Origin of the sequence: Lentzea sp. NPDC020367 (genome assembly GCF_044387305.1) — a bacterium.
GTDB lineage: Bacteria > Actinomycetota > Actinomycetes > Mycobacteriales > Pseudonocardiaceae > Lentzea.
In genome coordinates this window covers 179,595-206,059 of sequence record NZ_JBIRVV010000002.1, presented here as the reverse complement: position 1 = coordinate 206,059, position 26,465 = coordinate 179,595, and the positions used below count along the sequence as shown (strand labels likewise).

The following is a 26,465-nucleotide window of genomic DNA, read 5'->3' as shown; positions in this document are numbered from 1 at the left end:
GCGATCCGCCTCGCCAGTAGAACGTCCCCGGCGATGGTACGTGCCGCTCGGGGTGAGACCTGGATCACGCAGAAGTAGGTAGGAGTCCTACCTAGTTTGTGACAAGGTGGTGGGCATGAGCCTCCTCCTGCCCACGTCGAACGGACTCGCGACTCCCGCGATGCCCTGGGAGACAAGCGAATGGTTCAACAGCGAACCGCTGAACCTGGCCCGCCTGCACGGCCGCGTGGTCGTGCTCGAGGCGTTCCAGATGCTGTGCCCGAGCTGCGTGTCGCACGCCCTCCCGCAGGCCGCGCGCCTGGCCAGGACGTTCGGCGACGACCTCGCCGTCATCGGTCTGCACACCGTGTTCGAACACCACGCGGCGATGACCCCGGCGAGCCTCAAGGCGTTCCTGCACGAGTACCGGATCACCTTCCCGGTCGGTGTGGACGCCCTGCGCAGCGCGCACCCGGCGCCGGTCACGTTCAGCCGCTACCGCATGCAGGGCACGCCCACCACGGTGCTCATCGACCGCGACGGCATGCTGCGCGCCCAGAAACTCGGCCCGCTCGACGACATGACGCTGGCCTCGGCCGTGACGCGGCTGCTCGACGGCGCCGTGCCACCGGCCGTCTGCGCGATCGACGGCACCTGCACCTGATCCGCCCCACCCCATCACCAGAAGGAGAACCACCATGTCCCGCATCGACCTCACCGACCCCGACCAGATCACCGACGAGCGCGCGGAGACCCTGGCGCAGATCAAGGGCGCCTTCGGCCTGGTGCCGAACATGTTCAAGGCCGTGGCGAACTCACCCGCCGCGCTGCGCAGCATGTGGGCGCAGTTCGGCGCGCTGGGCGGCGGCACGCTCGGAGCGAAGATCGGCGAGCAGATCGCCGTGGCCGTGGCCGACCAGAACCGGTGCGACTACTGCCTTTCCGCGCACACCATGCTCGGCAGGAAGGCAGGCGTCACCGCGGCGGAGATGAGAAACGCCCAGAGCGGCAAGTCGGACGACCCGCGCACCGCCGCCGTCCTCACGCTCGCCACCGCCCTCGTCGAGAACCGCGGCCAGATCGCCGACTCCGACGTCCAGGCCGCGCGGGACGCGGGCCTGAGCCAGGAGGAGATCGTCGAGACGGTCGCGCACGTCGCGCTGAACGTGTTCACCAACTACATCAACGTCGCGCTCGACGTGCCCGTCGACTTCACCCGCGTGGCTCTGAGCTGAGAAACCCAGGCGCTCGGTATCGTCCGTCCGATGATCCGAACATGGGCGCGACGGTGTGCCGTGGCCGCCTGCATCGTTGTTCCGCCGGTGCTGCTCCTGCTCGGCTGGGGTCCTTTGAGCAGCGGACATCCGGTCCACCTGGTGCTGCTCGCCGTGGTGGTGGCGGTGGGGATCGCGATGGCGTTGTGGCGGCGAGTCCCCGCGTGGCTCGCCGTCGTGGTCGCCGTTCTGCTCGTCGCTCCCACGGTGTACCTGCAGCCGTTCGGCGCGACGACGATCGTCATGGCGGAGAACACCGCCACCACGGCGGTGCTGCGCCCTGATGGTCCGGTGCGCGCCGGGCTGGTCTTCCACCCCGGCGCCAGGGTCGACCACCGCGCGTACTTCCCGCTCCTGCGACGCGTTGCGGCAGAAGGGTTTCTCGTCGTGGTGGTGAAGGAGCCGGTGGGAATCGCGCTGCTCGGCGGAGACACCGCGCAGGTGCGGAGGAACCATCCCGACGTCCCGGTCTGGGCGGTCGGTGGCCACTCTCTCGGTGGCGTCGCGGCCGCCCAGGACGTTCTCGCCGATGGATCCGTGCGCGGGCTCGTGTTGTGGGCGTCCTATCCGGTCGACGACCTCTCCACCCGCGAGAACCTCACCGCCTGGTCCATCTCGGGCGAACGCGACGGTTTCACCACACCGCAGGACGTCGCCGAGTCGCGGAAGCTGTTGCCCGCGGGCACGCACTTCGAGGTCGTGGCCGGTGCCGTCCACGCGTACTTCGGCGACTACGGCGACCAACCGGGCGACGGTGTGCCGACCCGGTCCCGTGCCGAGGCACAGGACCGGATCGTCGAGCACACCGTCGCGGCGTTGAACGACTTGAGCTAGACGCGGTCGCCCACCTGGTCGACGAACCCGGACGCGTCCTGCGGCCTGTTCTTCGTGCCGAGGTACTCGTAGGTGTCCTTGTCGAACACCATCACCACCGGCTCGGCCCACGGCGCCGAGCCTTCCGGCACCGGCCAGCTGATCCCGACCCCGGGACGGCCGGACGAGACGTTCTCCACGACCGTCAGCCCCGGCACGCGGGTCGCCGCCTCGAACAGCGCGGCCCGCTGCGGACCCGGCAGGTACGAGTTGATGACCAGGCCCAGCACGTCCTTGCCGTACGCGTTGACCGACTGGCCCTTGTTGTTGCCCTGCAGGACCTTCAGCATCTCGTCGGCCGTGGTGGGCAGGTCGTCCCGGTACGAGCGGTCCGGCGTGCACTCCTCGACGGCGCCCGTCGGCTGGTCGTACTTGTCGAGCACCTTCCTGCGGCCGCCGGCGCAGCCGGGCACGGGGATCGGCGGGGCGCCCCCGGCCTGGATGATCTGGCCGTCCCGGGTGCCGTCGACGGAGAACCAGTCCTCCCGCCCGCCGGTGCGCACGTAGTAGAACTGGTCGGGTCGTGGCACCACGTCGGGCTTCGAACGGGCTGCCGCGGCGGCGTGGTTCAGCAGTTGCACGGCGGAGTCCACCACCGGGGCCGCGGTGTCGTGGTGGGCCGGTTCGGGGGAGCCGGACGGCAGCACCAGCGCCACGCCGGCGGCCGCTGCCGCCACGGCGATCGTGGCGACGGCGATGATCCCGGCACGACCGCGCCGGGGTGCTTTCATGCCCGCCACGAACTGCGCGCGGGCGGCTGCCAGCTGGTCGGCGGACTTGAGCGGGGTCTCGTCCAGTTCCCGGACGAGCTGAAGGTCATCCATTGTTGAGCAGCTCCTCGACCTCGGTGTGGTTGTCGGTTCCCAACGCCGTCCGGACCTTGCGGCGGGCGCGGTTCAGCCTCGACCGCACCGTGCCCACCGGGATCGCCAGCGCGTCGGCGACCTCGAGATAGCTGAGCTGTTCCCAGGCGACCAGCAGCAGCACGTCCCTGTCCTCGACGGACAACGCCCCCAGCGCGCCGGTGAGCATCGACCGCATGGCCTGCGCGGTGACGTCCGCGGCCACCCGGTCGGCGTGGTCGTCCACGTCGGGCACGGTCGCGGGCATCCGGTACCGGCGCACCTCCTCGCGCCGGTGCTGACCGACCAGGTTGGTGGCGATGCCGTACAACCACGGCCGGGCGTCCGGGCGGGAGGAGTCGTAGCGCCCCCGTTTCGAGAACGCCACGAGGAACGTCTCGGCGAGCAGGTCGTCGGCGACCTGCTGACCGAGGCGCCGGGCGAGATAGCGCTGGATGTGCGGTGCGTGCCGGTCGAAGATGACCGCGAACTTCTCCGTCACGCGCAGCGACGCCTCGATGAGCTCCGCGTCGGTTGCTGTCATGGTGGCCTTTCGAGCGAAGGGTCTTCGCCCTGTTATCGGCAGAACGCCCCGACCGGGTTCACGGTCGAGGCGTTCAGCAGATCAAACCACAGGTCACGGCGACTTCGGGGCGTCTCCCAGAAGCGCGAGGAACTCCGCTCGCGTGCTGTCGATCCGGGCACCCAGCTCCAGCACCGGTTTGCTCGTGCCCGACGACAGCTCCGCGCGGGCGACGGTGCGTGCCTCCTCGAACTGGGCGCGCAGCAACACCTTCAGCTGCTGGTCGAAGGCGGTTCCCTCGGCGAACCCGACGGCGGTCAGCTCGGCGGCCGTGATCATGCCGGGCATGTCGTGGCCCTCGTGCTGGTCGCTCTCCTGCCGGCCGGTCCTGGCGAGCAGCTCCCGGACCTGGGCCAGTTCGGCCCGATAGCGGTCCTCCACCTGAGCGGCCACCGGGCGCAGCGCGGAACCGGGCCGGTTCGCCAGGGCGAGCGCGGCGAGCGCGGACTCGTTCTGGGGGATCACCAGGTCCACGAACGCCAGATCGGTGGCGCTGAGGTCGGACGGAGGAGTGTCGATCGGTGTGCCGCACCCCGTCACCAGCAGGAGCGCCGCGAGGAGGAGGACCCGCACTAGGGGCGGCCGTCCGGTCCGCACTTGACGATCCGGTTGATGCAGTCGCGCACGCGCTGCGCCATCTCGGCTTCCGGCCAGACGTTGAAGAAGTCGCCGTGCATCGTGAAGCCCGGACCGGACGACAGCTTGAACCGCGCCGGGTCGCCGCTCACCGGGTATCGCAGCACCTGGCGCAGCTTCGGCACGGGCACGGGGTGCGTGGCCGGGCAGTCGCCGTTGACCGGATAGGACATGTGGCTCTTGTGGTCCGCGGAGTCGAGGTCCTTGCCGTTCCAGCACTGCGGGAAGTCCAAATAGGACTCGATCATGGTGCCGGCCGGGCAGTTCACGAAGTCCTTGGACGCCCCGACGTGCCCGGCGTGCAGGCACGACCAGCGTGACATCGTGGTGTTGTCCGGCGCGGTGGCCTTGGCGTTGCCCGCGACGATGCGCAGTCCGTGCGGCAACGGCTGGATGCGCGCGGTCACGTCGTCGCGCACGCCCTCGCCGAGGTAGTAGAACGTCGTGCCGGTCGGCTCGACGGGCTGGCCGTCGACCAGCAGCGTCGGCACCCAGTACGACGAGAGGTCGACCTTCGGGTTGCACGTGCTGGCGCCCTTGCCCAGGCTCGTCACGTCCGAGCGGGCGTTGGTCGAGTCGTTGCCGAAGAAGCTGTGCATGTGCGAGGCGCCGGGCAGATTCGGCAGGACGATCGGGTCGTCCGGCAGCCGGTGCGTGAACGGGCACTCGGCGACGAACTCCGCGACGCGCACCGCGTTCGGCGGGATCGGCTCCTGCGGCTTCACCGGGGCGACCGCGGCGGCCTTCGTCGTCTCGGCCGCCTGCGTGGGCGTGCCGGCCTGCGTCGGGGTGCCCGCGGCCTGAGCCGACATGGTCGTCACGGTCGTGGCCGAGGAGGTCGGACTCGCCTTGGGTGGCGCGGGCGGGGTGAAGAACATCGCGTTCGCGGTCACCGCGGACGCCGCGACGCCTGCCACGGCGAGGGCGGCGATCCACACGCGCCGCCGCAGTCGTGAGGTGAGGACGTGGGGCATCGAGAAACCTTTCGGCAGGGTTCAGGGGATCTTCTGACCAGGAGATGTCCCGCCCGCCCGCCGATAACAGAAAAATTCGCCCCAGTGGATCAGGCCTGCTCCAGGCGGCGGATCCGGGCGTTGAGATAACGCTGCTCCGGCAGGCTCGTGGTGAGCCGGGCGGCCTGGCGGTAGCTGTCGAGCGCTCCCGCCGGGTCGCCGGCCAGTTCCTGCAGATGGGCGCGCACGGCGTGGGTGCGGTGGTGCCGTCGCATCGCCGGGTCGTCGAGCAGCGGGTCGACGAGGGCCAGGCCGTCCCGCGGGCCGAATGCCATCCCGACCGCGACCGCCTGGTTGAGCGTCACGATCGGGCTGGGGGCCACCCTGGCGAGCATGCCGTAGAGCAGGCTGATCTGCCGCCAGTCGGTGCTCTCCCAGGTGACGGCCTCCGCGTGCACGGCGGCGACCGCGGCCTGGAGCTGGAACCTGCCGACGTGCCCGCGGGGCAGCACGCGCTCCAGGATGCGCACTCCTTCCGCGATGCGCGGCTGGTCCCACCGCGAACGGTCCTGTTCGGCCAGCGGCACCAGGTCGCCACCGGAGGTCCGGGCACTCGCGCGGGCGTGGGTGAGCAGCATCAGGGCCAGGGCGCCCGCGACCTCGTCGTGGTCGGGGATCGCCGCGTGCAGGTGCCGGGTCAGGCGGATGGCCTCCTCCGCCAGGGTCGAGTCCACCAGCGCGTCCCCGGTGGAACGGGTGTGCCCCTCGGTGAACATGAGGTGGCAGACGTCGAGCACCGCGGCGATCCGTGCGGGTACCTCCGCCTCGGCCGGCCGCCCGAACACCGCACCCGCCGCCCGCAACGTGGACCGCGCCCTGGTCAGGCGCTGCGTCATCGTGCGCTCCGGCACCAGGTAGGCGGCGGCGATCTGGGCCGTGCTCAGGCCGGCGACGGCGTGCAGGGTCAGGGCGACCTGCGAGGACCGGCTCAGGCTGGGGTGGCAGCACAGGAGGAACAGCTGCAACGTGTCGTCGCCGTGCTGCCCGTGGTCGGCCGACGGCGCGAGGTCGGCGTCGCTGGGCCGTGCCGCGGCCACGGCCTGTTCCCGCCCGGCCCGAGCGCTGTCGGCGCGCACCCGGTCGATCATCCGCCGAGAGGCGACCCGGATGAGCCAGCCGCGGGGGTTGTCCGGCACGCCGTCGCGTTCCCACTGCGACGCCGCCGCCTCGGCCGCCTCCTGCGCCGCGTCCTCGCAGTCACCCAGGTCGCCGTATCTGCGCAGCAGGGCGGCGAGGACGTGGGACGACTCGCGCCGCCACACGTCCTCCACCACCCGCGAGTCCATCAGGCGTCACCGCCGGGCCACATGGCAGGCCGCAGCTCGACGGTCTCGCCGGGGCCCGCGAAGCGCGCGGTGATCTCCTCGGCGCGGGCCTGGCTGTCCACGTCGATCAGGAAGAACCCGGCGAGGTGTTCCTTGGCCTCCGAGTAGGGGCCGTCGGTGACCAGCGGCTTCCCGTCGTCCCAGCGGTAGAGCCGCGACGACTCGGGCGCGCCCAGCGCTTCCCCCGAGAGCAGCTCGCCGCTCTCCTGCAGCTCGCCGAGCATCTGCTCGAACTCGGAGTTGATCCGATCCCGCTGCTCCCGCGGCATGTCCTGGTACTGCGGCAGGTACTCCGGGGTCGGGTGCCCCCACGGCTGCGGGTTCGAGTGAATCATGATCACGTACTTCACCGTCGGCTCCTGGTGCGATGTCGTGGACGCGTCCGGACGACCCATCCTCACCCGAGACGTCGGAGCCGCGCCCGCCAGGTCTACATGCCTTCCCCGCACCTGTCGGAAGCACCACCGGAGAATCCGGGGATGGACGTTCACCACACCGTCGTCGACTCACCGATCGGCGAGCTGACGCTGGTCGGCGAGGGCACGGCGTTGCTCGGCCTCTACTTCGACGGCCACCTGCGCACTCCGCGCCTGGACAGCCTCGGCCCACGCACCAGCACGGGCTTCGAGGAGGTGCGTCGCCAGCTCGACGAGTACTTCGACGGGAAGCGGCGCGGTTTCGAACTGGAACTGGCGCCGCGCGGTTCGGCGTTCGAGAAAAGCGTGTGGGCGTTGCTGATGTCGATTCCTCACGGCGAGACGCGCACGTACGGGCAGCTGGCCGCGGAACTCGGCGTACCCGCGGCCGCTCAGGCGGTCGGCAACGCCAACGGGTGGAACCCGATCAGCATCATCGTTCCGTGCCACCGGGTCGTGGGTTCGCAGGGGCGCCTGACCGGCTACGCGGGCGGGCTCGACCGCAAGCGGTTTCTCCTGGAGCTCGAAGGGCCTTCGCCGGAAGAGGACGGCCGCCTGTTCTGAGCGCGGCCTTGTCCGCCGATCGTCGCCGGACTGTCGGTGGACTGTCGACGGCCCCTGGCACCGTCCTCGGTGTTGTCCGAACCAGAGGAGGAACCATGCAGAAGATGTCGATTCGCAAGGCCGGGACGATCCGCCTGACAAGCCCGAGCTACTACTGCCCGTGCTCGGCCAGCTGATCGCGTGACGTGGGCCGGGGCTGGCCTGCGGATGGCGCGTCCAGCCCCGGCCCTATCCATCTCTTCGTCAGAAAGGTGTGCCGCATGTCCGTTCGCCTGCACCGGCTCACGATGGTGGCGGAACGCGACGGTGTCATGGTCGGCCGCCCGGACACCGGTTCGTACGCGCTGTTCCCCGAGGAGGGAGCGGAGACGCTGCGGCTGCTGGAAGCCGGGAAGCCGGTCGACGAGGTCGCCGCCTGGTACGAACGCGAATGCGGCACTCCGCTCGACTTCGACGACTTCTTCGAGGTGCTCGACGAACTGGGCTTCCTGGTGGCCGAGGACGCGGACGCGCCGGTCGCGAAACCGGTGCGGTGGCAGCGCGCGGGACGGTGGGCGTTCTCGTGGCCGGCCTGGTGCCTGTACGTCGCGCTGATGGTGGGCGCGGTCGTGGCGATGGTCCGCGTCCCGTCGCTGCGGCCGTCCTACGAGGTCTTCTTCTTCACCGACCACATCTCGCTGATCCCGATCGTGCTGACCTTCACGCAGATCCCGCTGGTGCTGCTGCACGAGTGGTTCCACGTGCTGGCGGGCCGACGGCTCGGGCTGCCGTCGACGCTGGGCATCGGCCGCCGCCTGTACTACCTGGTCGCGGAGACCCGGCTGGACGCGTTGCTCAGCGTGCCGCGCCGGCAGCGTTATCTGCCGTTCCTGGCGGGGATGCTGCTGGACGCGATTCTGGTGTCCGTGCTGACGCTGACGGCCGGCTGGCTGATGGGTCAGGCGGTGCCCGCGTGGGTGCCGGGGATGCTGCTCGCGATCTCGTTCAGCACGTTGCTGCGCCTGGTGTGGCAGTTCATGTTCTACCTGGAAACCGATCTGTACCACGTGATCGCGACGGCGTTGCGGTGCGCGGACCTGCAGAACGCCACCCGGTTCCTCATCCGGTCGCGGGTGCGGCGGTGGCTGGGGCGGTCCGCTCCGGTGCCGGAGGCCGAGTGGACGGACCGGGATCTCGTGGTGGCGCGCTGGTACGCGCCGCTGCTGGTGCTCGGGTACGGGTTCTCGCTGGGCAGCCTCGCCTGGGCCGGAATCCCGACGGTGTGGCGGTTCTGGTCGACGGTGTTCGACCGGGTCACCGCACCGGACACGCCGACCTCGGAAGTGATCGACACGTTGATCTTCCTCAGCATGGCCGTCGCACAGCTGGGTCTGCTGATCTACGTCACCGTGCGGGACCGGCGCGCCCGGAACCGCACCAGAGTCGAGCAAGGAGCGCTCGCATGACATCACCGCAGGCCTGGCACAGCTGGGCGGTCACCTCGGACACGCTGCCCCTGGCGCCCGCGCCGCACGTCGAGGCGATGTGCCACCGCCGATCGCGCGGGCCGTACACCGGTGCAGGCGCGCTGTTGCGGCAGATCGTGCCGGAGCTGTTGGCGCACAACGCTGATCTGGTGCTCCCGCGCACCACGAACATCGTGGCGATCGCACCGGAGCTCGCGGCTGTGCTGCCGTTGCCGGAGAAGACGCTCACCGAGGCGGCCGAACCGCGGGAACGCACCCGGTTCTACTCCGCCGGTCGCACCGAACGTCTGGTGCACGGCATCGCGGAACTGCTGATGGACTGGGCGAGAGTGCTGCACCCGGACGGTGTGGTCGTCGCGTTCACGCACGTCGCGCAGGCCGATGCCACCGACCGCGAACTGCTGCGGGTCCTGTTGCGCCGCTGCGATCCCCGGCGGCTGACCGTCGTCGTCGAACTCGACGATCCCGGTGACGACACGGCGCTCGCCGACGCGTTGGGCAAGTACACCCGAACCGGGGCCCGCCGCGCCCGCAAGCCCGTGGTGGGGGACGACCTGGCGCAGCTGTACATCGACTCGGACGGCGTCCTCGACGACGAGGCCGTCCTGCGCGCGTACGACGAACTGGCGCCGGACGAACGTGCCCGCCGGCACAGCGAACGGGCGGAAGTCGTTGCGGCGCGGGGAGAACCGAGCTTCGAGCTGGGCGCCCTCCCGTTCCACCTGGAACGCGGGACGGACCCGGCGGTCGCGGGCGGCGAGGCACTGCTGGCGGCCACGACCCGGTGTCTGGAACTGGGGTACTACCACGCCTCGATGGACCTGGCGCTGCGCGGACGGGAGCTGGTCTCGGCCGAGAAGCAGCCCAACCTGTACTGGAACCTGACCACCAAGGTCGCGGCCTGCCTGTCCTATCTCGGACCGGGGGAGGAGGCCGCGCGCTATCTCGGGGAACTGCGGCACACCACCGACGCCGAGATGCACATGCGGTCCAGCTACATGACCGCGATGCTGCACACCCGCTACCTGCCCAAGGACACCCTCGACCACGACCTCGCGCTGGAGTGGTCCAACATCTCGATCGTCCTCGCCGACAACTACCCCAAGCCCGAACGGCGCACCTTCAACGGCGCGTTCATGCGCAACGGCAAGGCGTTGGTCGAGCTGCACCGGGGCGACCTCAAGGCCGCGCTGGACCTGGTGAACGAGGCGATCGGGATGACCGACTCCCACCTCGGGCACGAGGAACAGCTGCTGCACCGCTCGGTGCTCACGCACAACCGGGCCCAGGTGCTCGCGGCGATGGGGGAGCACGCCGCGGCGTTGCTGGACTACGACGACGTGATCCGGCGGGATCCGAACTACGGCGAGTACTACTTCGACCGGGCCACCGTCCGGCGCGCCGCGGGCCGCACCGCCGAGGCGCTGGAGGACTACGCCGAGGCGATCCGGCTGAGCCCGCCCTTCCACGAGGCGCACTACAACCGCGCGGACCTGCTGCGCGAACTCGGTGACGACGAGGGCGCGTTGCGGGACCTGGACTACGCGCTGGAGCTCGAACCGGACCACGTCGACTCGCTCGTCAACCGGGCGGACCTGTTGCTGTCGAACGGGGACATGGCGCGGGCGTCCGCCGACGTCGACCACGGCCTGGTGCTGGATCCGCACAACGCGCGACTGCTCTCGGCCCGCGGCAGCCTGCTCGCCGACGTCGGTGAGCACGACGCGGCCTGGGCGGACTACAGCGCCGCGCTGGCGCTGGATCCGGCGCTGGTGGCGGCGTGGGCGAACCGCGCGGTCCTGGCGTTCACGACGGGACGGCCGCGCCAGGCGGTCGAGGACCTCACCGAGGCGATCCGTCTCGCGGACGACGGCATGCTCCGCGTGAACCGCGCGATCGCCTTGCAGGAACTGGGAAACCACCGCCAGGCCGTCCGGGATCTCGACGCCGCGCTGGCCGCCGGAGCCGACGATCCGGACGTGCTGTACTTCCGGGGCGTGAGCCGGCTGGCCGTCGGCGACGACGCCGGAGCCCGTGCGGACTGGGAAGCGCACCTCGCGGCGTACGGCGAGGAGACCTCGCCTCACGCGGTGCAGATCGCGGAGCGTGTGGCGTGACGACCACGGTCCCGGACGGGCTTTCCGTGGCGTTGCACCAGCACGCCAAGGGAGTCGCCGTCGTCACCGCCGGACTCGTCACACCGGTGGGGTTCTGCGCCACCTCGCTCGCGCCCGTGTCCATCGACCCGCCCGTGCTGTCGTTCGCGATCAGCACGCGGTCGGCGTCGTGGGCGGTCATCGAGACCGCTGAGCACGTGTCGGTGAACCTGCTGGCGGACGACCAGGAGGACGTCGCCCGCGCGTTCAGCAGGCCGGGTGCGGAGAAGTTCGGACCGGAGACGCGCTGGTACCGCGACAGCGCGGGACTGCCCGCGCTGCACGGGGTTCTCTCCCGCTGGCGGATCGCTCCGGTGGAACGGGTCCGTGTGGGCCGCAGCGCCCTCGTCGTGGGCCTGGTGGTGGCCGTCGAGCGCGGCTCGCCCGGCCGGCTGCCGCTGGTCCACTACGACGGCGGATATGGTCGATTGGCCCGCGCCTGACGGGTTTCTCGCTGATAGGCGGTATTCGTCCCCTCGCGACGGAAGCGGTGGTCTGCCTCGTCCACGACGGTATCCCGGCCGGCTCGGCCAACTCCTTGTCTTGCGTGGGAGCGGACTCCGTCGCACTGCAGCCGCAGTTCCAGGTGCTGGGGCCGTTCGAGGTGCGCGTGCAAGACGAGGTGCTCGACCTGGGCGGTCCGCGGATCCGGACGCTGCTCGCGTTGCTGACGGCGAACGCGGGCAGGGTGACGACCGTCGGCACGATGGTGGAAGCGTTGTGGGGACCGGAATCCCCGCCTGACGCGCACCGCACCGTGCGCAGCTACGTCTCGCGGTTGCGCCGTGCGCTCGCCGTCGACCGGCTGATCGTCACGCACCCGGCGGGATACGTGCTGCGGCTCGAACCGCATGTCGTCGACGCCCGTCGGTTCGAACGGCTCGTCGAGACGGGACGCGACGCCCTGGCCGCGGGACGGCCCGCGGACGCCGCCGAACAGCTGTCGCTCGCGTTGAGGTTGTGGCGGGGTGAGGCGTATGGCGAGTTCACCGTGACGCCGGTGCTGCGGGCTGAGGCCGCACGGCTGGAAGGCCTGCGCCTCGGCGCCGTCGAGGACCGCGTCGACGCCGACCTCGCGACCGGCGCGGGGGTGACGCTGGTCGAGGAGCTCTCCGCGCTGACCGGCGAGCACCCCGGCCGGGAACGCCTGTGGGGGCAGCTGATGACCGCGTTGTACCGGGCGGGCAGGCAGGCCGAGGCGCTCGACGCCTACCTGCGGGCCCGCACCGCGCTCATCGAGCGGTTCGGTCTCGATCCCTCACCGCGGCTGTCCGAGATCCACCAGCAGGTGCTGGACAACGACGCCCGGCTGTTCGGCGTGCCCGCCATCGCGGCGAGCGAACCGGCCCGTGACGACCTTCCCGGTGACATCGCGGACTTCGCCGGCCGTGACGCCGAACTCGCCGCGCTGGCCTCCGCGCGTGCCGCGGGCCGGGCCGTGGTGATCCAGGCGATCGACGGGATGGCCGGTGTCGGCAAGACGACGCTGGTCGTCCACGCGGCACACCGGTTCGCGGAGCACTACCGCGACCGGCTGTTCATCGACCTGCACGGCCACGCGTCCAGCCACCGTCCCGTCACGGCGATGACGGCGCTGGACGCGTTGCTGCGGGCGTTGGGCGTGCCGCCCGACCGGATTCCGCAGGACCCGGACGCGCGGGCGGCGTTGTGGCGTGCCGAACTGGCCACCCGTTCGGTGCTCGTCGTGCTGGACAACGCCGCCGACGCGGCGCAGGTGCGTCCGTTGCTGCCCGGCACGTCCCGCAGCCTGACGCTGATCACGAGCCGTCGCCGCCTGGTCGACCTCGACGCCACCCAGGTCGTGTCGCTCGACGTGTTGCCGGAGCAGGACGCCGTCGCCCTGTTCATCAGCGTTGCCGGAGGTCGCGCCGAAGGTTCGGTGCACGAGGTCGTCGCGTTGTGCGGGCACCTGCCGCTGGCGATCCGCATCGCCGCCGCCCGGCTGCGCGCCCGTCCCGCGTGGACGGTGGGCTATCTCGCGAACCGGTTGCGCCAGGCCCATTCCCCGCTCACCGAGTTCGAGGCGGGGGACCGCAGTGTCGCCGCCGCGTTCGCCCTGTCCTACCAACACCTCCACGCACCGCAGCAGCGCCTGTTCCGGCTGCTCGGCATCCACCCCGGCCCGGACTTCGACGCCTACGCCGCCGCGGCGCTCGCGGCCGTCGACCTCTCCGAAGCCGAACGGCTGCTGGAAAGTCTCGTCGACGACCACCTGCTGCAGGAACCCGCGCCCGGCCGGTACCGCTTCCACGACCTGGTCCGGCAGCACGCACACGCCGTCGCCGTGACGGACGAGCCGGAAGCGTTGCGGCACAAGGCACTACGGCGAGTCGTCGGCTACTACCTGCACACCGCGCACAACGGCAGCAGGGTGCTCGACCGGCAACACCCGCCGATCGCACTCGAGGCGGCCGACTGCGTGCCACACCCGATGTCCGGCAGCGCGGCCGTGATGGCGTGGTTCGACGCCAACCACCGCAACGTCCTGGCGGCGCGGATCGCGGCCGAGGACGCGGGCTGGGACACGGTGGTGTGGCAGCTCGCCTGGTCGCTGGACAACTTCCACTACCGCCGCGGGCACCTGCACGACAACATCGCCTCCTGGCAGGTGGGGCTTGCCGCCGCGGAACGGCTGGGCGACCTCGCCGTGCAGGCCCGCGCCCACCGGCGGCTCGGCCTGGTGTACGCGCCGCTGGGCAGGGACGAGGAGGCATCGCTCCACTTGAGACAGTCGCTCGCGCTGTCCGCTCAGGTCGGCGACACGCTCGGTCAGGCGGGCGCGCACGTGGTTCTCGCGCTGGCGTTGACGTGGAAGAAGGACGACCACGGCGTGCTGGCCCACCTCACCGAGGCGAGGAACCTGTACCGGCGCAGCGGGAACACGCAGTGGGAGATCCGCGTGCTGAGCATGATGGGTGCCGCGTACACCCGGCTCGGCCATCACGTGCGGGCGCGCGCCTTCTGCGAGTCCGCGCTGGCGTTGTGCTTGCGGCACAACGACCTGTACGGCCAGGCGGACACGCTGGACAGCCTCGGCGCGATCACCGGGAACACCGGCGACCACCGCCAGGCCCTGCACCACTACGAGCGCGCGCTGGCGGTGTGGCGTGGCCTCGACAACACCTACCGGGAGGCGGGAACCCTTGCCGCGCTGGGAGACACGCACCGCGAACTGGGCGAGGGTGATCAGGCGGAGCGGTGCTGGCAGGAGGCCATCGACCTCTACCGCGGGCAGAACCTGCACCACGCGGCCGACCGCATCGCCGGGCGTTCGGGGTGACGGTGGCCGCTCGCGCGGCCACCGCCGGTGGTCAGCGGGCCCAGAAGCGGGTCGAGTTGGGGCCGTTGAGCACGAGGTTGCCGTCGTTCTGCACGATCAGCCGGTCGGCCGCGGTGGACCAGGTGTTGGTGCTCCACTTGGGCACGTTGTTCGCGGCGTAGACGACGAAGTTGCCGTCGTGCTGCAGGGTCGCGCGGATGGCGCCGGAGTTGTAGGTGTTGCTGGCCCACAGCGCCCGGTTGGTCGCCACGACGTAGAGCACCAGGTTGCCGTCGCCCTGCATGAGCAGCTTGTACCTGCCGTCGGGCGAGATCCGGGACTGCCCGGCGGTCAGGGTCTCCCCGCGCACCACCCGGTCGGGACCGGGCTCGCCTCCGGTGGTGGCGTCGAAGACCGTGACGTAGTAGTCCTGGAGCGCCCAGGCCTCCAGCCCGTTCGGCGAGATCGCCACCGATCGCGGGTAACGGCCGATCGGCCTGGTCTGGACGATCGCGTTGTTCTCCACGTTCACCGTCGTGAGGGTGTGTCCCTCATAACCCGTGACGAAGATCCGGCTTCCGTTCGGTGCGGCGGCCACGCCCAGCGGGTTCCCTGGCACGTCCAGCGTGGCGTGGACCGCGTTCGCGGCCGTGGAGATCATGTAGACCTTGTTCGCCTGGTAGCTGGTGACGTACACGCGCAGGCCGTCGGGCGTGATGGCGAGGTGGCTGGGCGCGGTGGGCAGCTGCACCGTGGCGATCGCCTGCTCGGTCGCGGTGCTGACCACCCAGATCTTCGAGGTGTAGAAGTCCGCGATGTAGACGCGGGAGCCGTCCGGGGAGATCGTGATGTCCGCCCCGTAGCTGTTGCCGACGCGGATCGCGCGGGAGACGCCGGTCGCGGTGTCGATCACCGCCATGTAGTTGTACCCGGAGACGTACGCCTTCTTGCCGTCCGGTGACACGACGACCGCCTCCGCCGGCCCCATCGGGGCGACCGAAATGGTCCTGACCACGGTGCGGGTCGCGGTGTCGATCACCGAGACCTTGCCGGTGGTGGCGGTGAGGTCGCCGTGCGCGATGTAGGCGGTACGGCTGTCCGGGCTGAAGCCGATGCCCTCCGGCTGCGGCTCGACGCCGATCGTGCCGGTGACCGTCCTGGTCGCGGTGTCGATGGCGGACACCGTGCGGTCGGCCGCGTTCGTCACGTACGCGAGGGCCCCGTTGGGGCTGATCTCGACCGAGAGCGCGTTGGACCCGACGCTGATGTTGGTCGGCAGCTCGGCGGCCGCGGCGGCCGTCGGCACCAGCAGTCCGGCGGCGAGCAGAACGCCGAGCGCGGCGGTTCCGGCTCTTCGTGTGCGGCTTTGCATGGCGTAATTCCCCCTGGTGGTTCCGCTTGGTGCGGCGGATTTTGCCAGACGGGTGCGCTGGTCAGAGGCGTGTTCTCGAATGTTCCGCCGCCGCCGCCGATCCCAGCAGGGCGAGCTTGTCGGCGTCCTCGGTTCCGGCGTCCGGGTGGTAGACGACGAGCATGATGCCCTCAGTACCGGAGACCAGGTACTTCTCGCGGTTGAGGGTGATCTCGCCGACCTGCGGGTGGGCGAACCGGACGGTGGCGCTCATGCGGGGCCGGACGTCGTGGCGTGCCCAGAGCCTCTGGAAGAGCGGACTGACCAGGGTGAGCTCGCCGACGAGCTCGATGAAGCGCGGGTCGTCGGTGGCGGTGCCGGCCGCCTGGCGGAACCCCGCGATCAGGTAGGCGGCGGCCATCTCCCAGTCCGGGAACATCGCCTGCTCCTCCGGATCGAGGAACACGTCACGCAGCCGGTTCGCGCCCACGGTCAGCCGGGGCGAGAGCGCGGTCGCCAACGGGTTGGCGGCGAGCACGTCGAGGTAGCGCCCTTCGACGAACGCGGGGAATTGCAGCATCGCCAGGAACTTGGCCGTGCCAACGGGAACGGTCTCCTTCTTGGCGCGCCGACGCCGACGTGGTTTGTCGGCGGCGAGGCTGAGCAGGTACTCGCGTGTGTCGTCGTCGAGCCGCAGAACGCCCGCGAGCGACTCGAGCACCTGCACCGAGGGATGCCGGTCGCGGCCGCGTTCGAGCCGCAGGTAGTAGTCGGCGCTGATGCCCGCGAGCATCGCGACCTCCTCCCGGCGCAGACCCGAGACGCGCCGCACCCCGTGCACCGGAATGCCGGCCTGCTCCGGCGTGACGAGCTCACGCCGGGCCCGCAGGAAGTCGCCGAGCAGGTTCGGGTCGTCGGTCATGCCACCACCGTAGGACGACGGCAACGACCGTGAGGGGCCCTGTCACTCCCCAGGCTGACCAGGGCCCTGGCAGCGGGACACGTTCGGGCGAACGATCGTCTTACACCACATCTGACCAGGGAAAGTGACGACATGACCAACGTTCTGGTGACCGGCGGCTCCGGCTTCATCGCCGGCCACATCATCATGCGGCTCCTCGGCGAGGGCCACCGGGTCCGGACCACCGTGCGCTCGCTGAGCAAGGAGAAGACCGTCCGAGCCGTGCTGGCCGACGCGGGCCTGGCCGACGACTCGGCACTGACCTTCGTCCCCGCAGACCTGACCAGCGACACCGGCTGGACCGAAGCCGTCGCCGGGTGCGAGTACGTGCTGCACGTCGCCTCACCCGTGCACCTGGAGAAGGTCAAGGACGAGGACGACGTCATCAGGCCCGCACGAGAAGGCACCCTGCGCGTACTCCGCGCGGCCCGCGATGCCGGCGTACGACGCGTGGTGCTCACCTCCGCCTTCCACGCCGTCGGATTCGGCCACCCACACACGCACGGCACGTTCACCGAAGAAGACTGGTCCGTCCTCAATGGACCCGGCATGGACGCCTACGGCAGGAGCAAAACCCTCGCCGAACGCGCAGCGTGGGACTTCGTCGCAGCAGAGGGCCGCGGCATGGAGCTGGTCACGATGCTGCCGGTGGCGGTGATGGGACCGGTGCTGGGCAAGGACATCTCAGGCGCCAACCACGCAGTGCAACGCATCCTCGACGGCGACATGCCCGGCTACCCGAACATGTGGATGCCGATCGTCGACGTCCGCGACGTGGCCTCGGCCCACGTCCTCGCCATGACCGCACCAGAGGCGGCGGGCCAGCGGTTCCTGGTCGCCAGCGGCCCGTCGACGGCCATGAAGGACATCGGCGCACTGCTGAAGGACAACCTCGGTGCCGCCGCCCAGCACGTGCCCACCCGGACGTTGCCGAACTTCGTGGTCAAGCTCGCCGCCCGCGTCAACCCGGACCTCAGGTCGGTCGCCGCCGAACTCGGCTTCGTGAAGGTCATCTCCCACGACAAGGCGAGCCGCCTGCTCGGCTGGCAGCCACGTCCGGCCGCGGAGGCCGTCATCGCGGCCGGGCAGAGCATGGTCAGGAAGTCGCTCGTCAAGGCCTGATCACCGACTGTTCGGGCGCAGTCCACTATGGACCTCTCAACTCCTGCGGGTTCGCGTGACGTCCTGCAGGACGTTGGTCCAGGCTCAGGTGCCTTCGAACCGACGAACGCGATGATTTCGCCCTGCGGGGTCATACACCGGTTTGAACACCTAGCAGCGCTCCACCGGCGTCTCGAGTTCCTTCACGGGGATTGCTCTATACGTGTCTGGGACGTTAAAGGCGTTGATCTGCTGCTTTAGGGTGTTGTGCGGCAGGAGGTGGTGCATGCGCGGCAACAATCGGGTGCTGTGGGTTGTGATCATCGCCGACGTGCTCACGGCTTTGGTCGCGGTCATGACGAACCTGGCCACCGAGGTCGTGCCCGAGGAGTGGCGTCCTCACCTGTGGATCGCGTGGCCGGTTCTCGGAGTGCTGGTTGTGGGCGGCATTCCGGTGGCGATCAAGCTCCATGGCAACAGCGGTGACGGTGTCCGGCAGCCGGTGTCCAGAGACCGGGCCGCGTTCAGCAGGCGGGCCATGCTCGCCCGCCTGCGGACCGTGTGGATCGAAGGCGTGCTCGACAGGTCGCTCTACCGGCGCACGCTGATCGACCTCGACCTGGACGAGCGCCCTGACCTGCTCAAGCGGTCGTGGGACATCGTCGTCGAGCACGGCGCCGAGGCCGCCCGCCAGCTCGACAGGGACACCGCGCTGGTCGACGTCGTCGACCGCCACCGCGGACTGCTCGTGCTCGGCGCCCCCGGCGCGGGCAAGACGACGATGCTCCTCACCTTCCTCGAGGACCTGCTCGACGAGGCGCGCCGTGACGACGTCGCGCCCATCCCCGTGGTTTTCCAGCTGTCGTCCTGGCCCGCGAGTGGCAAACCCCTCGCGGTGTGGTTCGTGGAGGAGCTCACCGGACCTCTTTACGGGGTGCCGAAGGACCTGGCCGAGGACTGGATCCGCAACGACCGCGTGCTGCCATTGCTCGACGGCCTCGACGAAGTCGCGCTCAGCCACAGGCTCGCATGTGCGCGGGCCATCGACGACTTCCACCGGGCGCACCAGATCCTGCCGGTGATCGTGTCCAGCCGGATCGCCGACTACGACGCGCTCGGCCTGCGCCTGTCCCTCGACACCGCGCTGCTCATCCAGCCGTTGACGCGTCCGCAGACCGAGGACTACCTCGATCGCTTCGGCGAGCCGCTCGCGGGCTTGCGGGAGGCGTTGCGCGGTGAGCCGTCGCTGTGGGAGTTGTTGCGGACCCCGTTCCTGCTCAGCGTCGCGGTGCGCGCCTACCACGGGTTGCCCGCCGGAGACATCGCGACGGAAGGCACGCTGGAGCAACGCCAGGCCGAGCTGGTCAGGACCTTCGTCGACCGCGCCTTCGCCAGGCGCAAGAGCGGTCCGAAGGTCGAGACGCCGGACGCGGTGCGGATGCTCGCCTACCTCGCCCGAGCGCTGGGACAGGAACTCGAGACCTACTTCTTCCTCGAGGCCGTCGGCACGAACTGGCTGGCCACATCATCGCGCCGGTTGGTGGTGGTGGCGACGGCCGTGCCCACCGCACTCCTATCCGGTACCGCGATCGGGCTGCCGATGGGACTGTTCTTCGGTTGGCCGATCGGGCTCGGGTTCGGCTTGGTCAGCGGGTTCGTCGTGGGTGCGGTGGCCTTGCTCGACGACGCGGTCGAGTTGAGGTACCCGTGGCACTTGACCCGTCGAAGCCAGTTGGCGGACGACCTGGAGGACTGGGCGTTCTTCGGCACGCTGACGGCCGGGATCATGGGCCTGATCGGCGGCGTGTTCGGCCTGGTGGGCGGCCTCGTTCTGGGCGTGGTGCGGTTGCTGACGGGCGACGACAGGTTCTTCGGCGCGGTGTTCCACGGCGGTCTTGTCGGCCTGGCCGGTGGCGTGTTGTTGAGCTTCCTGGTGACAGCGGGCACCACGAATCCGTTCGCCGGGAAGCGCAACAGTCTGCGCGATCGGCCGTCCGGGTCGGGAATGGGGGATGCGGTGTGGCTCTGCACCGCGTACGTGCTGCTGGCAGGCGTGCCGGTGGCGGCGGTGCTCGGCTTCTTCTACGGAGTGCCGGGGATCGTCACCGGTGTGGTCGTCGGACTCGCTATCGGATACGGGTACTCCGGGCGCGGCGTCGTCGCCTACTGGCTCGCCAGGCTGCTGCTGGCCCGCGCGGGCATCGTGCCCGCGCACCTGTTGCGGTTCCTCGACTTCGCCGTGGACCGCACTCTCATGCTCAAGGTCGGCGGCGGCTACATGTTCGCGCACCGGCTGTTGCTGGAGCATTTCGCCGGACTGGAACCGCCTGGTGTCAAGGAAAGCTATGTTCGTGACGGCCTGCAGGCGGTCGACCTGCGGCCCCACGTCCTGCTGGAACGTGCCCACGCGGAGGCGCAGCAGGAGACCGGTTCGATCATGCGTCTGTTGTCCTACACAGGATCCGTCCTGTCCGCCGACGTGTGGGCACCCGCCGCCCTGAAGATCGCCGAGGTGCTGGAGAGCAGGGTGCAGCCCGAGGTCGGGCAGTCGGCGGCCGAGACCGCCGACCTGCGGAACGCCCAGGTGGACGGAGTGATCGCGGTGTACAGCATGGTCGTCGGTTCCGGACACCAGGAGCTGTCCGCTGTGGCGGCCCTACGGCTGGGTGAGTGGGTCCATCGGGCACTCACGTCTGGCTCGGTTCAGCGGAGAGCAGAGTTGGAGCGGCCGAAACAGGAGGCGATCAAGGCACTTGAAGCCGTGGTGGCGTCCGCCAACGCCCAGGTGGTGTCCGACGGTGCGACCACCTTGGCGCTCCTCACCAGCAAGTAATTTCATACTGGGAGACACACGGGTTGTACAGCTGCGGGTTGGTCTTCGGCTGCACGCTCAGTCCGGGGTGTCGCTGATCGTCAGGGTCAGGTCCGAGTCGGTGACCGTCACCACGACGTGCTGCCCGCCCCGCAGCTCGCCCGCGAGCAGCGCACGGGACAGGCGCCGGTCGAGCTCCCTGCCGATGGTGCGGCGCAACGGCCGCGCGCCGTACTCGGGCACATAACCGCGGGCGGCGAGCCAGTCGACGGCCTGCTCGTCCACGTCCAGCGTGATGTTCTGCTCGCGCAGTCGTTGGCGGGTGCGGTCGAGCAGCAGGGCGGTGATCTGGCGCAGCTGGGCGGCGTTCAGGCCGCGGAACAGGATGATCTCGTCGAGGCGGTTGAGGAACTCCGGGCGGAAGCTGCGGCGGACGGCCGCCATCAGCGGTTCCCTCAGCTGCTCCGCCAGCACGCCTGAGGTGGCTGCGGCGAGGAGTTGGTCGGCGCCGATGTTGCTGGTCATGATGATGACGGTGTTGGTGAAGTCGGCGGTGCGTCCGCCGGCGTCGGTGAGCCTGCCCGCGTCCAGCACCTGCAGGAGGGTGTTGAAGACGTCGGGGTGGGCCTTCTCGATCTCGTCGAGCAGGAGTACCGAGTACGGAGCGCGGCGGACCGCGCCGGTGAGCTGGCCGGCGTCCTCGTGGCCCGCGTAGCCCGGTGGCACGCCGATCAGCCGCGTGACCGCGTGCGCTTGCGAGAACTCGCTCATGTCGAACCGGATCAGCCGGTCCTCCGAGCCGAACAGCGCTTCGGCCAGCGCTCGTGCGAGCTCGGTCTTGCCCACGCCGGTGGGGCCGAGGAACAGGAAGGAGCCGACGGGTCGGTTCGGGTGTTTGAGGCCCGCGCGGCCTTGGCGGACCGCGTCCGCTACCGCCTCCACCGCCTCGTCCTGCCCGGCGATCCGCTGGTGGAGGTGGTCTTCCAGATGTAGTAACCGGTGCCGTTCGGCCTCGGTGAGCTGGGCTACCGGGATGCCCGTGCTGCGGGACACGACCTCGGCTACGTCGTTCGCCACGACCTCGGGTGCGTCGGCCAGGGCGGCGCGGGCGGCCTCCAGCTCGGCCACGGCCCGGTCGAGTTCGTCAGCGAGGGATTCCCCGTCCTGCGCGGTGACCTTCTCCCGCTCCAGCTGGCGCACCCGCTGCTCGAGCCGCACCGGGTCCGCCGGCATCGGGGACTTCTCCCGCAACCGGACGCGCGCACCCGCGCGGTCCACCAGGTCCACGGCCTTGTCCGGCAGGAACCGGTCGGTGACGTAGCGGGCCGACAGCTCCACGGCGGACACGATCGCCTCGTCCGAGATCCGCACGCCGTGGTGCATCTCGTACCGGTTGCGCAGGCCTCGCAGGATGGCGATCGCCTCGTCGACCGACGGTTCGGCGACCTGGATCGGCTGGAATCGCCGTTCCAGCGCGGCGTCTCTCGCGATGTAGCGCTGGTAGTCCTCGGCTGTGGTGGCGCCGATGACCTGGACCCGTCCGGTCGTGAGTACCGGTTTGAGCATGGTCGCGGCGTCCATCGGCGCGCCTTCCGCACTGCCCGCGCCCACCACGACGTGCAGCTCGTCGATGAACAGGACCACCGTCCGGTCCGTCGCGGACACCTCGTCGATGACGCCCTGCAGCCGTTCCTCGAACTCGCCGCGGTACTTCGCCCCGGCGACCATGCCCGCCATGTCCAGGGAGATCAGCCGCCTGCCGCTCAGCGTGGCGGGCACGTCGCCGTTCGCGATCCGGGCCGCGATGCCCTCGACGACGGCGGTCTTGCCCACGCCGGGATCGCCGATCAGGACGGGGTTGTTCTTGGTGCGCCGCGACAACACCTCGAGCACCTCGTCGATCACGTCCTCCCGGCCGACCACCGGATCGAGCAGCCCGTCCCGCGCCGCGGCGGTGAGGTCGCGTCCGAAGCGGTCGGTGCGCCGCGTCGCGGACGGTTCCTCCGGTCCGCCGAACAGCTTTCCGACCAGGTCCTCCCAGGAGTAGGACCCGAATCCGAACACCCAGTCGTCTGCCATCGGCCGCCATCTCCGCTCGATCGAGGGGCCTGCGCCTACAATCCTGCGCCTCGTGGGCCCAGAACACAGAAGTGATGGCAGGAGGAACGGGTTGGCACCGCAGCCGTCTTCGGACGAAGAGCTCACCCGTGCTGCTCAGGCCGGTGACGTCACCGCGCTCGGCGTTCTGCTGGCGCGGCACGAGGCCGGCATGCGGGCGGTGGCGCTGAGCATCGCCGGGCACGGTCCGGACGCCGAGGACGCCGTCCAGGACGCGATGCTGGTCGCGCTCAGCCGCATCGGCGACGTCAGGGAACCGGCGGCGGTCGGCGCGTGGTTGCGGATGATCGTGCGCAACGGGTGCCGCACGAGGCTGCGTTCGGCCGGTCTCGCGCGACCGGTGGCCGACCTGGAACTCATCAGCGACGAGAGCCCGGAACGGATCGTCGAGCAGCACGCCATGCGGGACTGGCTCTGGCACGCGATCGGAGACCTCGCGCCGGCGTTGCGCATGACCGTGCTGTTGCGGCATTTCAGCAGGGCGAGCACCTATGAGCAGATCGCGACCCTCTGCGGCGTGCCCGTGGGTACGGTGCGCAGCCGTCTGAGTCAGGCCCGCGCCAAACTCGGTGCGGCGTTGCAGGCCACCGCGGCCACCGCGCACGACGACGTCGCGGCACTGGCCGTGGCCAGCCGTGCGGAGGGGCTGGAGACCCTGGACGCGATGCACAGGGGAGACCTCGGCAGGCTGATGGCCGAACGGTGGGCGCCCGACGCGATGTTGTTCGACGGCCGCGACCCCGTGGGAGGACGTGACTTCCTGGTGCGCGGCGCTGCCGGTGATCTGGAGGCCGGAGTCCGCCAGCGCTTCGCCGACACGGTCGTCGGCCGGGACATCACGATCTGGGAGATGGACATCCTCAACCCCGCCGACAACCCCCGGCACTGCCCGCCCGCCGTGACCTGGGTGATGTCCCTGGAGGACGGCCGCGTGAGCCAGTTGCGGCTGTTCCACCCCGCCGTCTCGGAGTAGTGGCGGCTGTCACACCCCCGCGGATCGAACTTTCGCCCGTTCTCCTGGTCTTGCCGGTGTCGTTGACACCACCTGATCGGAGAAACACCGTGAATCCCCAAGCACGCGACCCGCTGGCGCCCGGCACCCACACCACCGAGATCGGCGGAGTGCTCCAGCGCTACCACGTGCACGGCGAGGGCCCGGTCTGCCTGGCGCACCCCGGCGGCCCGGGAGTGTTCTGGGAGTACCTGCGCACGCCCGCGCTGGAAAGCCACCTCACGATGGTCTACGTGGAGCCGCTCGGCACGGGTGGCTCCGGCCGCCTCGGCTCGCACCCCCACGGCTACACCCGCGACCGCTACACCGAGGCCGTCATCGGGCTGCTCGACCACCTCGGACTGTCGGAGGCGTACCTGCTCGGACACTCCCACGGTGGGTTCGTCGCGCAACGCTGCGCCCTGCGGCACCCCGACCGCTTCACCGGCGTCATCCTCTACGAGAGCGCGCCGCTGACCGGGCCCGAACACGTCGCCGAGGCGATGGCGAAGGTGGAGATCTTCGCCGGCAGGAACGCGGACAACCCCGAACTGCCCGCGGTGCTCGGCGCGTTGCAGGCGACCGGCGCCATCTCCACCGACGAGCAGATGACCGAGGTCCTTCGTGGACTGCTGCCCGCCTACCTTGCCGACTACTGGGGCAGGGAAACGGAGTTCGCCCCACTTCGGGCGGCGATCAGCGGTTCGTACCTTTCCAGCCTCGACGAGCACCTCGTTCCCGACGTCATCGACGACCGGCAGGAGCTGGGCTCCCTCGCGGTGCCGGCCCTGGTGATCGTCGGCCGGCACGACGTCGTGTGCGGTGTCCGCTGGGCGGAGGAGCTCGAGAAGCTGATCCCGGACTCCCGGCTCGTCGTCCTGGAGAACAGCGGGCACCTCGGCAACGTCGAGGAACCCGACGCCTTCGCGGAGGCGGTCCTCGCCTTCGTCGGCGAGCGGTAGCCGCGGAGCCCGTCCGGCGCGGCGAAATGATCTATGTTCCACTCTGCCGCGTGGACGGGCGAACGCGGCTGGGCGCGGTGCTGTGGGTGTTGGTGGCGCAGTACTTCGTGCTGCTGTTCGTGGTGGAGGCCCGCTGGGACGTTCCGTACAGCTGGCTGAGCAACGCGATCAGCGACCTGGGTGCGGCCACCTGCTTCCAGTCGGACCAGGTCGAGCGCTGGGTGTGTTCGCCGTGGCACGTCGTCTCCGGCGTGTCCTGGACGCTCGCGGGGCTGTGCCTGGCCGCGGGAGCCCTGCTGGTCCGGCCGCTGTTCCCGGACGTGCGGACGGCCCGCGCCGGTCTGGTGCTCCTCGTCGTCACCGGGCTGGCCCTGGCCGTGGTCGGCCTGAACCCCGAGGACACCAGCCGGACGCTGCACGTCGCCGGCGCGGTCGTCGCCATCCCGGTGGGCGAGGTCGCGATGCTGCTGACCGGCCTCGCCCTGGCGGGCACCACCCGGTGGCGCCTCCTGGGCCGCATCGGTGCCGGCGCCGCGATCGTGGCGGCGGTGGCCCTCGTGCTGTTGTTCGCCCAGGTCGGCGGTCCAGCGCTGTTCGGTCTGTGGGAACGCATCGCAGCCTTCCCGGTGCTGCTGTGGGCGGTCGCCTGCGGTGTGGCGTTGCCGGCCAGGACCAAGGTCAAGGCCTAGGACCAGTCCCAGCCCATGCCGAGCACGCCCGGCCGCACGTCCTTCGCCGTCAGGTGCAGCACCCGCCCCGGCGTGAGCGCGAGTTCGTCGCCGTGCACCTGCGTCGCGTCCACGCCGGGCTGGGCGAGGGCGTAGCAGCGGACCGGGAGGCACGGTTCGGTGAACTGCACGCTCGCCACGTAAGTGCCCACGGGGTAACGGAACGCGCGCCGGTAGTCGTGTGACCGCGCGCCGTTCTCCGCGATGGTGAAGCGGTACTCCAGCAGGTGCGTCTGACCCGCGCGCAGGCTTTGGTCGAACAGCAGCTCCACGGCGATCACCGGTGCTCCGGGGTGCCGCCGCACGCGTCCCAGCCGGCAGTCGCGCACGGCCTCCACGCCCAACGCGTCCGGTGGTGTGCCGGCGTCCGCGCAGTACACGGCCAGGTAGCGGTCGGGGTTGCCGGCGATCGCGCGCAGCACCTGTCTGGTGTGGATCGTGCGGAGCGCGCCGTGCTCGTCCACTGTGGCCGCGTCGTCCTGCGACCACAGGCGCAGGTCGCCGTCGGACGGGCCGACCAGCGCCCGCACGATCTCCGCGAGCGACTGCGCGGGTTCCAGCATCCGTCCGTAGTCACGGGTCTGCTGCTGCTTCGACACCCATCGGCCACGCGGGCGCGGCGGCCCGAGCAGCGCTTCCAGAGAATGCCTGGGCAGGCCGAGGATGCTTTCGATGGACTGGACCGCGCGCAACGAGTCGGCGCGTTCGGGACGGCTGCGGCCCAGTCGCCAGTAGCTCAGCGTGGACAGGCTGACGTGGATGCCCCGGCGGTCGAGACGGTCGCGCAGGCGTTCCAGGGTGAGGCCGCTGCGCTCGACGGCGGCCCGCAGCGCCGCGTGGAACGGACCGGCGCGCAGCAGCACGTCGACCTCGTCATCGGGAGGAACGACCACCGCACACCCCCTCGACTGTGGAGAAAACAGTTTAGAAGGCCGATTGCGCCCGATATGACCGACAAACGTAGGTATCCCTCCACAGTTTTGGAGGGCGTTCCACAGTGGTGGGTCGCCTGCCGGAGGTGACCTTGACCGCGT

Annotated in this window: 23 protein-coding genes; 13 read left to right on the top strand and 10 right to left on the bottom strand. The window is 70.4% G+C overall.

Going from position 1 to position 26,465, the window contains the following annotated elements; genetic code table 11:
• Nucleotides 1-115: 115 nt before the first annotated feature.
• Genes ACH413_RS08055 through ACH413_RS08045 form a run of 3 tightly spaced genes read left to right on the top strand, consistent with a single transcriptional unit; the run spans nt 116 to nt 2,087 of the window.
• Nucleotides 116-643 (top strand): redoxin domain-containing protein, encoded by a 528-nt coding sequence (locus ACH413_RS08055; RefSeq protein WP_360033422.1) that lies wholly within the window; start codon nt 116-118, stop codon nt 641-643.
• A 34-nt stretch (nt 644-677) separates the two neighbouring features.
• Nucleotides 678-1,214 carry a peroxidase-related enzyme gene (locus ACH413_RS08050; RefSeq protein ID WP_360033425.1) on the top strand — a complete coding sequence of 179 codons (537 nt, stop codon included), beginning with the start codon at nt 678-680 and terminating at the stop codon, nt 1,212-1,214.
• Between the two features lie 30 nt (nt 1,215-1,244).
• Nucleotides 1,245-2,087 (top strand): alpha/beta hydrolase, encoded by an 843-nt coding sequence (locus ACH413_RS08045; RefSeq protein ID WP_360033428.1) that lies wholly within the window; start codon nt 1,245-1,247, stop codon nt 2,085-2,087.
• On the opposite strand, the gene ACH413_RS08040 is transcribed toward ACH413_RS08045, so the two are convergent.
• The 6 genes from ACH413_RS08040 to ACH413_RS08015 all read right to left on the bottom strand — a co-directional run bounded on the left by ACH413_RS08040 (nt 2,084) and on the right by ACH413_RS08015 (nt 6,875).
• Nucleotides 2,084-2,950: a CU044_5270 family protein gene (locus ACH413_RS08040; RefSeq protein WP_360033430.1), complete on the bottom strand. Its 867-nt coding sequence runs from the start codon at nt 2,948-2,950 to the stop codon at nt 2,084-2,086. The two genes, ACH413_RS08045 and ACH413_RS08040, sit on opposite strands and share 4 nt — an antisense overlap.
• Nucleotides 2,943-3,512 carry an RNA polymerase sigma factor gene (locus tag ACH413_RS08035; RefSeq protein WP_360033433.1) on the bottom strand — a complete coding sequence of 190 codons (570 nt, stop codon included), beginning with the start codon at nt 3,510-3,512 and terminating at the stop codon, nt 2,943-2,945. The genes ACH413_RS08040 and ACH413_RS08035 overlap by 8 nt, the downstream gene beginning before the upstream one ends.
• Before the next feature lie 93 nt (nt 3,513-3,605).
• Nucleotides 3,606-4,124 carry a DUF305 domain-containing protein gene (locus tag ACH413_RS08030; protein WP_360033436.1) on the bottom strand — a complete coding sequence of 173 codons (519 nt, stop codon included), beginning with the start codon at nt 4,122-4,124 and terminating at the stop codon, nt 3,606-3,608.
• The gene (locus ACH413_RS08025; RefSeq protein ID WP_360033439.1) at nt 4,124-5,161 is read right to left on the bottom strand and encodes a DUF1996 domain-containing protein; all 1,038 of its coding nucleotides are present in this window, start codon (nt 5,159-5,161) and stop codon (nt 4,124-4,126) included. The genes ACH413_RS08030 and ACH413_RS08025 overlap by 1 nt, the downstream gene beginning before the upstream one ends.
• An 89-nt stretch (nt 5,162-5,250) precedes the next feature.
• Nucleotides 5,251-6,486 carry a DUF6596 domain-containing protein gene (locus ACH413_RS08020; protein WP_360033442.1) on the bottom strand — a complete coding sequence of 412 codons (1,236 nt, stop codon included), beginning with the start codon at nt 6,484-6,486 and terminating at the stop codon, nt 5,251-5,253.
• On the bottom strand, nt 6,486-6,875 hold the full coding sequence (locus ACH413_RS08015; RefSeq protein ID WP_360033445.1) for a YciI family protein: 390 nt from the start codon (nt 6,873-6,875) through the stop codon (nt 6,486-6,488). Before ACH413_RS08015 ends, ACH413_RS08020 begins: the two co-directional genes overlap by 1 nt.
• Before the next feature lie 129 nt (nt 6,876-7,004).
• Between ACH413_RS08015 and ACH413_RS08010 the strand changes: the two genes are divergently transcribed.
• The 5 genes from ACH413_RS08010 to ACH413_RS07990 all read left to right on the top strand — a co-directional run bounded on the left by ACH413_RS08010 (nt 7,005) and on the right by ACH413_RS07990 (nt 14,428).
• Nucleotides 7,005-7,505, top strand: a complete 501-nt coding sequence (locus ACH413_RS08010; protein ID WP_360033448.1) for a methylated-DNA--[protein]-cysteine S-methyltransferase — start codon at nt 7,005-7,007, stop codon at nt 7,503-7,505.
• A gap of 260 nt (nt 7,506-7,765) precedes the next feature.
• Entirely contained in the window at nt 7,766-8,950 is a 1,185-nt protein-coding gene (locus tag ACH413_RS08005) for a hypothetical protein (RefSeq protein ID WP_360033451.1), read from the top strand.
• Nucleotides 8,947-11,088 carry a tetratricopeptide repeat protein gene (locus ACH413_RS08000; protein WP_360033453.1) on the top strand — a complete coding sequence of 714 codons (2,142 nt, stop codon included), beginning with the start codon at nt 8,947-8,949 and terminating at the stop codon, nt 11,086-11,088. The genes ACH413_RS08005 and ACH413_RS08000 overlap by 4 nt, the downstream gene beginning before the upstream one ends.
• The gene (locus tag ACH413_RS07995) at nt 11,085-11,570 is read left to right on the top strand and encodes a flavin reductase family protein (protein WP_360033456.1); all 486 of its coding nucleotides are present in this window, start codon (nt 11,085-11,087) and stop codon (nt 11,568-11,570) included. The genes ACH413_RS08000 and ACH413_RS07995 overlap by 4 nt, the downstream gene beginning before the upstream one ends.
• A 104-nt stretch (nt 11,571-11,674) precedes the next feature.
• Nucleotides 11,675-14,428, top strand: coding sequence for a BTAD domain-containing putative transcriptional regulator (locus ACH413_RS07990; RefSeq protein WP_360033459.1), 2,754 nt, complete (start codon nt 11,675-11,677; stop codon nt 14,426-14,428).
• Between the two features lie 31 nt (nt 14,429-14,459).
• On the opposite strand, the gene ACH413_RS07985 is transcribed toward ACH413_RS07990, so the two are convergent.
• Both ACH413_RS07985 and ACH413_RS07980 read right to left on the bottom strand, forming a co-directional pair.
• Nucleotides 14,460-15,779: a hypothetical protein gene (locus ACH413_RS07985; RefSeq protein ID WP_360033462.1), complete on the bottom strand. Its 1,320-nt coding sequence runs from the start codon at nt 15,777-15,779 to the stop codon at nt 14,460-14,462.
• A gap of 61 nt (nt 15,780-15,840) precedes the next feature.
• Entirely contained in the window at nt 15,841-16,680 is an 840-nt protein-coding gene (locus ACH413_RS07980; RefSeq protein WP_360033465.1) for a helix-turn-helix transcriptional regulator, read from the bottom strand.
• A 132-nt stretch (nt 16,681-16,812) separates the two neighbouring features.
• On the opposite strand from ACH413_RS07980, the gene ACH413_RS07975 reads away from it, so the two are divergent.
• Together ACH413_RS07975 and ACH413_RS07970 are read left to right on the top strand one after the other, a co-directional pair.
• Nucleotides 16,813-17,841, top strand: coding sequence for an aldehyde reductase (locus tag ACH413_RS07975; RefSeq protein ID WP_360033468.1), 1,029 nt, complete (start codon nt 16,813-16,815; stop codon nt 17,839-17,841).
• A 265-nt stretch (nt 17,842-18,106) separates the two neighbouring features.
• The gene (locus tag ACH413_RS07970; RefSeq protein ID WP_360033471.1) at nt 18,107-20,653 is read left to right on the top strand and encodes a hypothetical protein; all 2,547 of its coding nucleotides are present in this window, start codon (nt 18,107-18,109) and stop codon (nt 20,651-20,653) included.
• Between the two features lie 57 nt (nt 20,654-20,710).
• Here the strand turns inward: ACH413_RS07970 and ACH413_RS07965 are convergent, their stop codons facing one another.
• Entirely contained in the window at nt 20,711-22,711 is a 2,001-nt protein-coding gene (locus tag ACH413_RS07965; RefSeq protein WP_360033474.1) for an ATP-dependent Clp protease ATP-binding subunit, read from the bottom strand.
• A gap of 91 nt (nt 22,712-22,802) precedes the next feature.
• On the opposite strand from ACH413_RS07965, the gene ACH413_RS07960 reads away from it, so the two are divergent.
• From ACH413_RS07960 to ACH413_RS07950, 3 genes are all read left to right on the top strand, one after another.
• Nucleotides 22,803-23,723, top strand: coding sequence for a sigma-70 family RNA polymerase sigma factor (locus ACH413_RS07960; protein WP_360033477.1), 921 nt, complete (start codon nt 22,803-22,805; stop codon nt 23,721-23,723).
• A gap of 89 nt (nt 23,724-23,812) precedes the next feature.
• Nucleotides 23,813-24,703 (top strand): alpha/beta hydrolase, encoded by an 891-nt coding sequence (locus ACH413_RS07955; protein ID WP_360033480.1) that lies wholly within the window; start codon nt 23,813-23,815, stop codon nt 24,701-24,703.
• 50 nt (nt 24,704-24,753) lie between these two features.
• On the top strand, nt 24,754-25,392 hold the full coding sequence (locus ACH413_RS07950; RefSeq protein WP_360033483.1) for a DUF998 domain-containing protein: 639 nt from the start codon (nt 24,754-24,756) through the stop codon (nt 25,390-25,392).
• On the opposite strand, the gene ACH413_RS07945 is transcribed toward ACH413_RS07950, so the two are convergent.
• Entirely contained in the window at nt 25,389-26,324 is a 936-nt protein-coding gene (locus ACH413_RS07945; RefSeq protein ID WP_360033485.1) for a hypothetical protein, read from the bottom strand. The genes ACH413_RS07950 and ACH413_RS07945 overlap by 4 nt on opposite strands.
• Between the last annotated feature and the right edge of the window lie 141 nt (nt 26,325-26,465).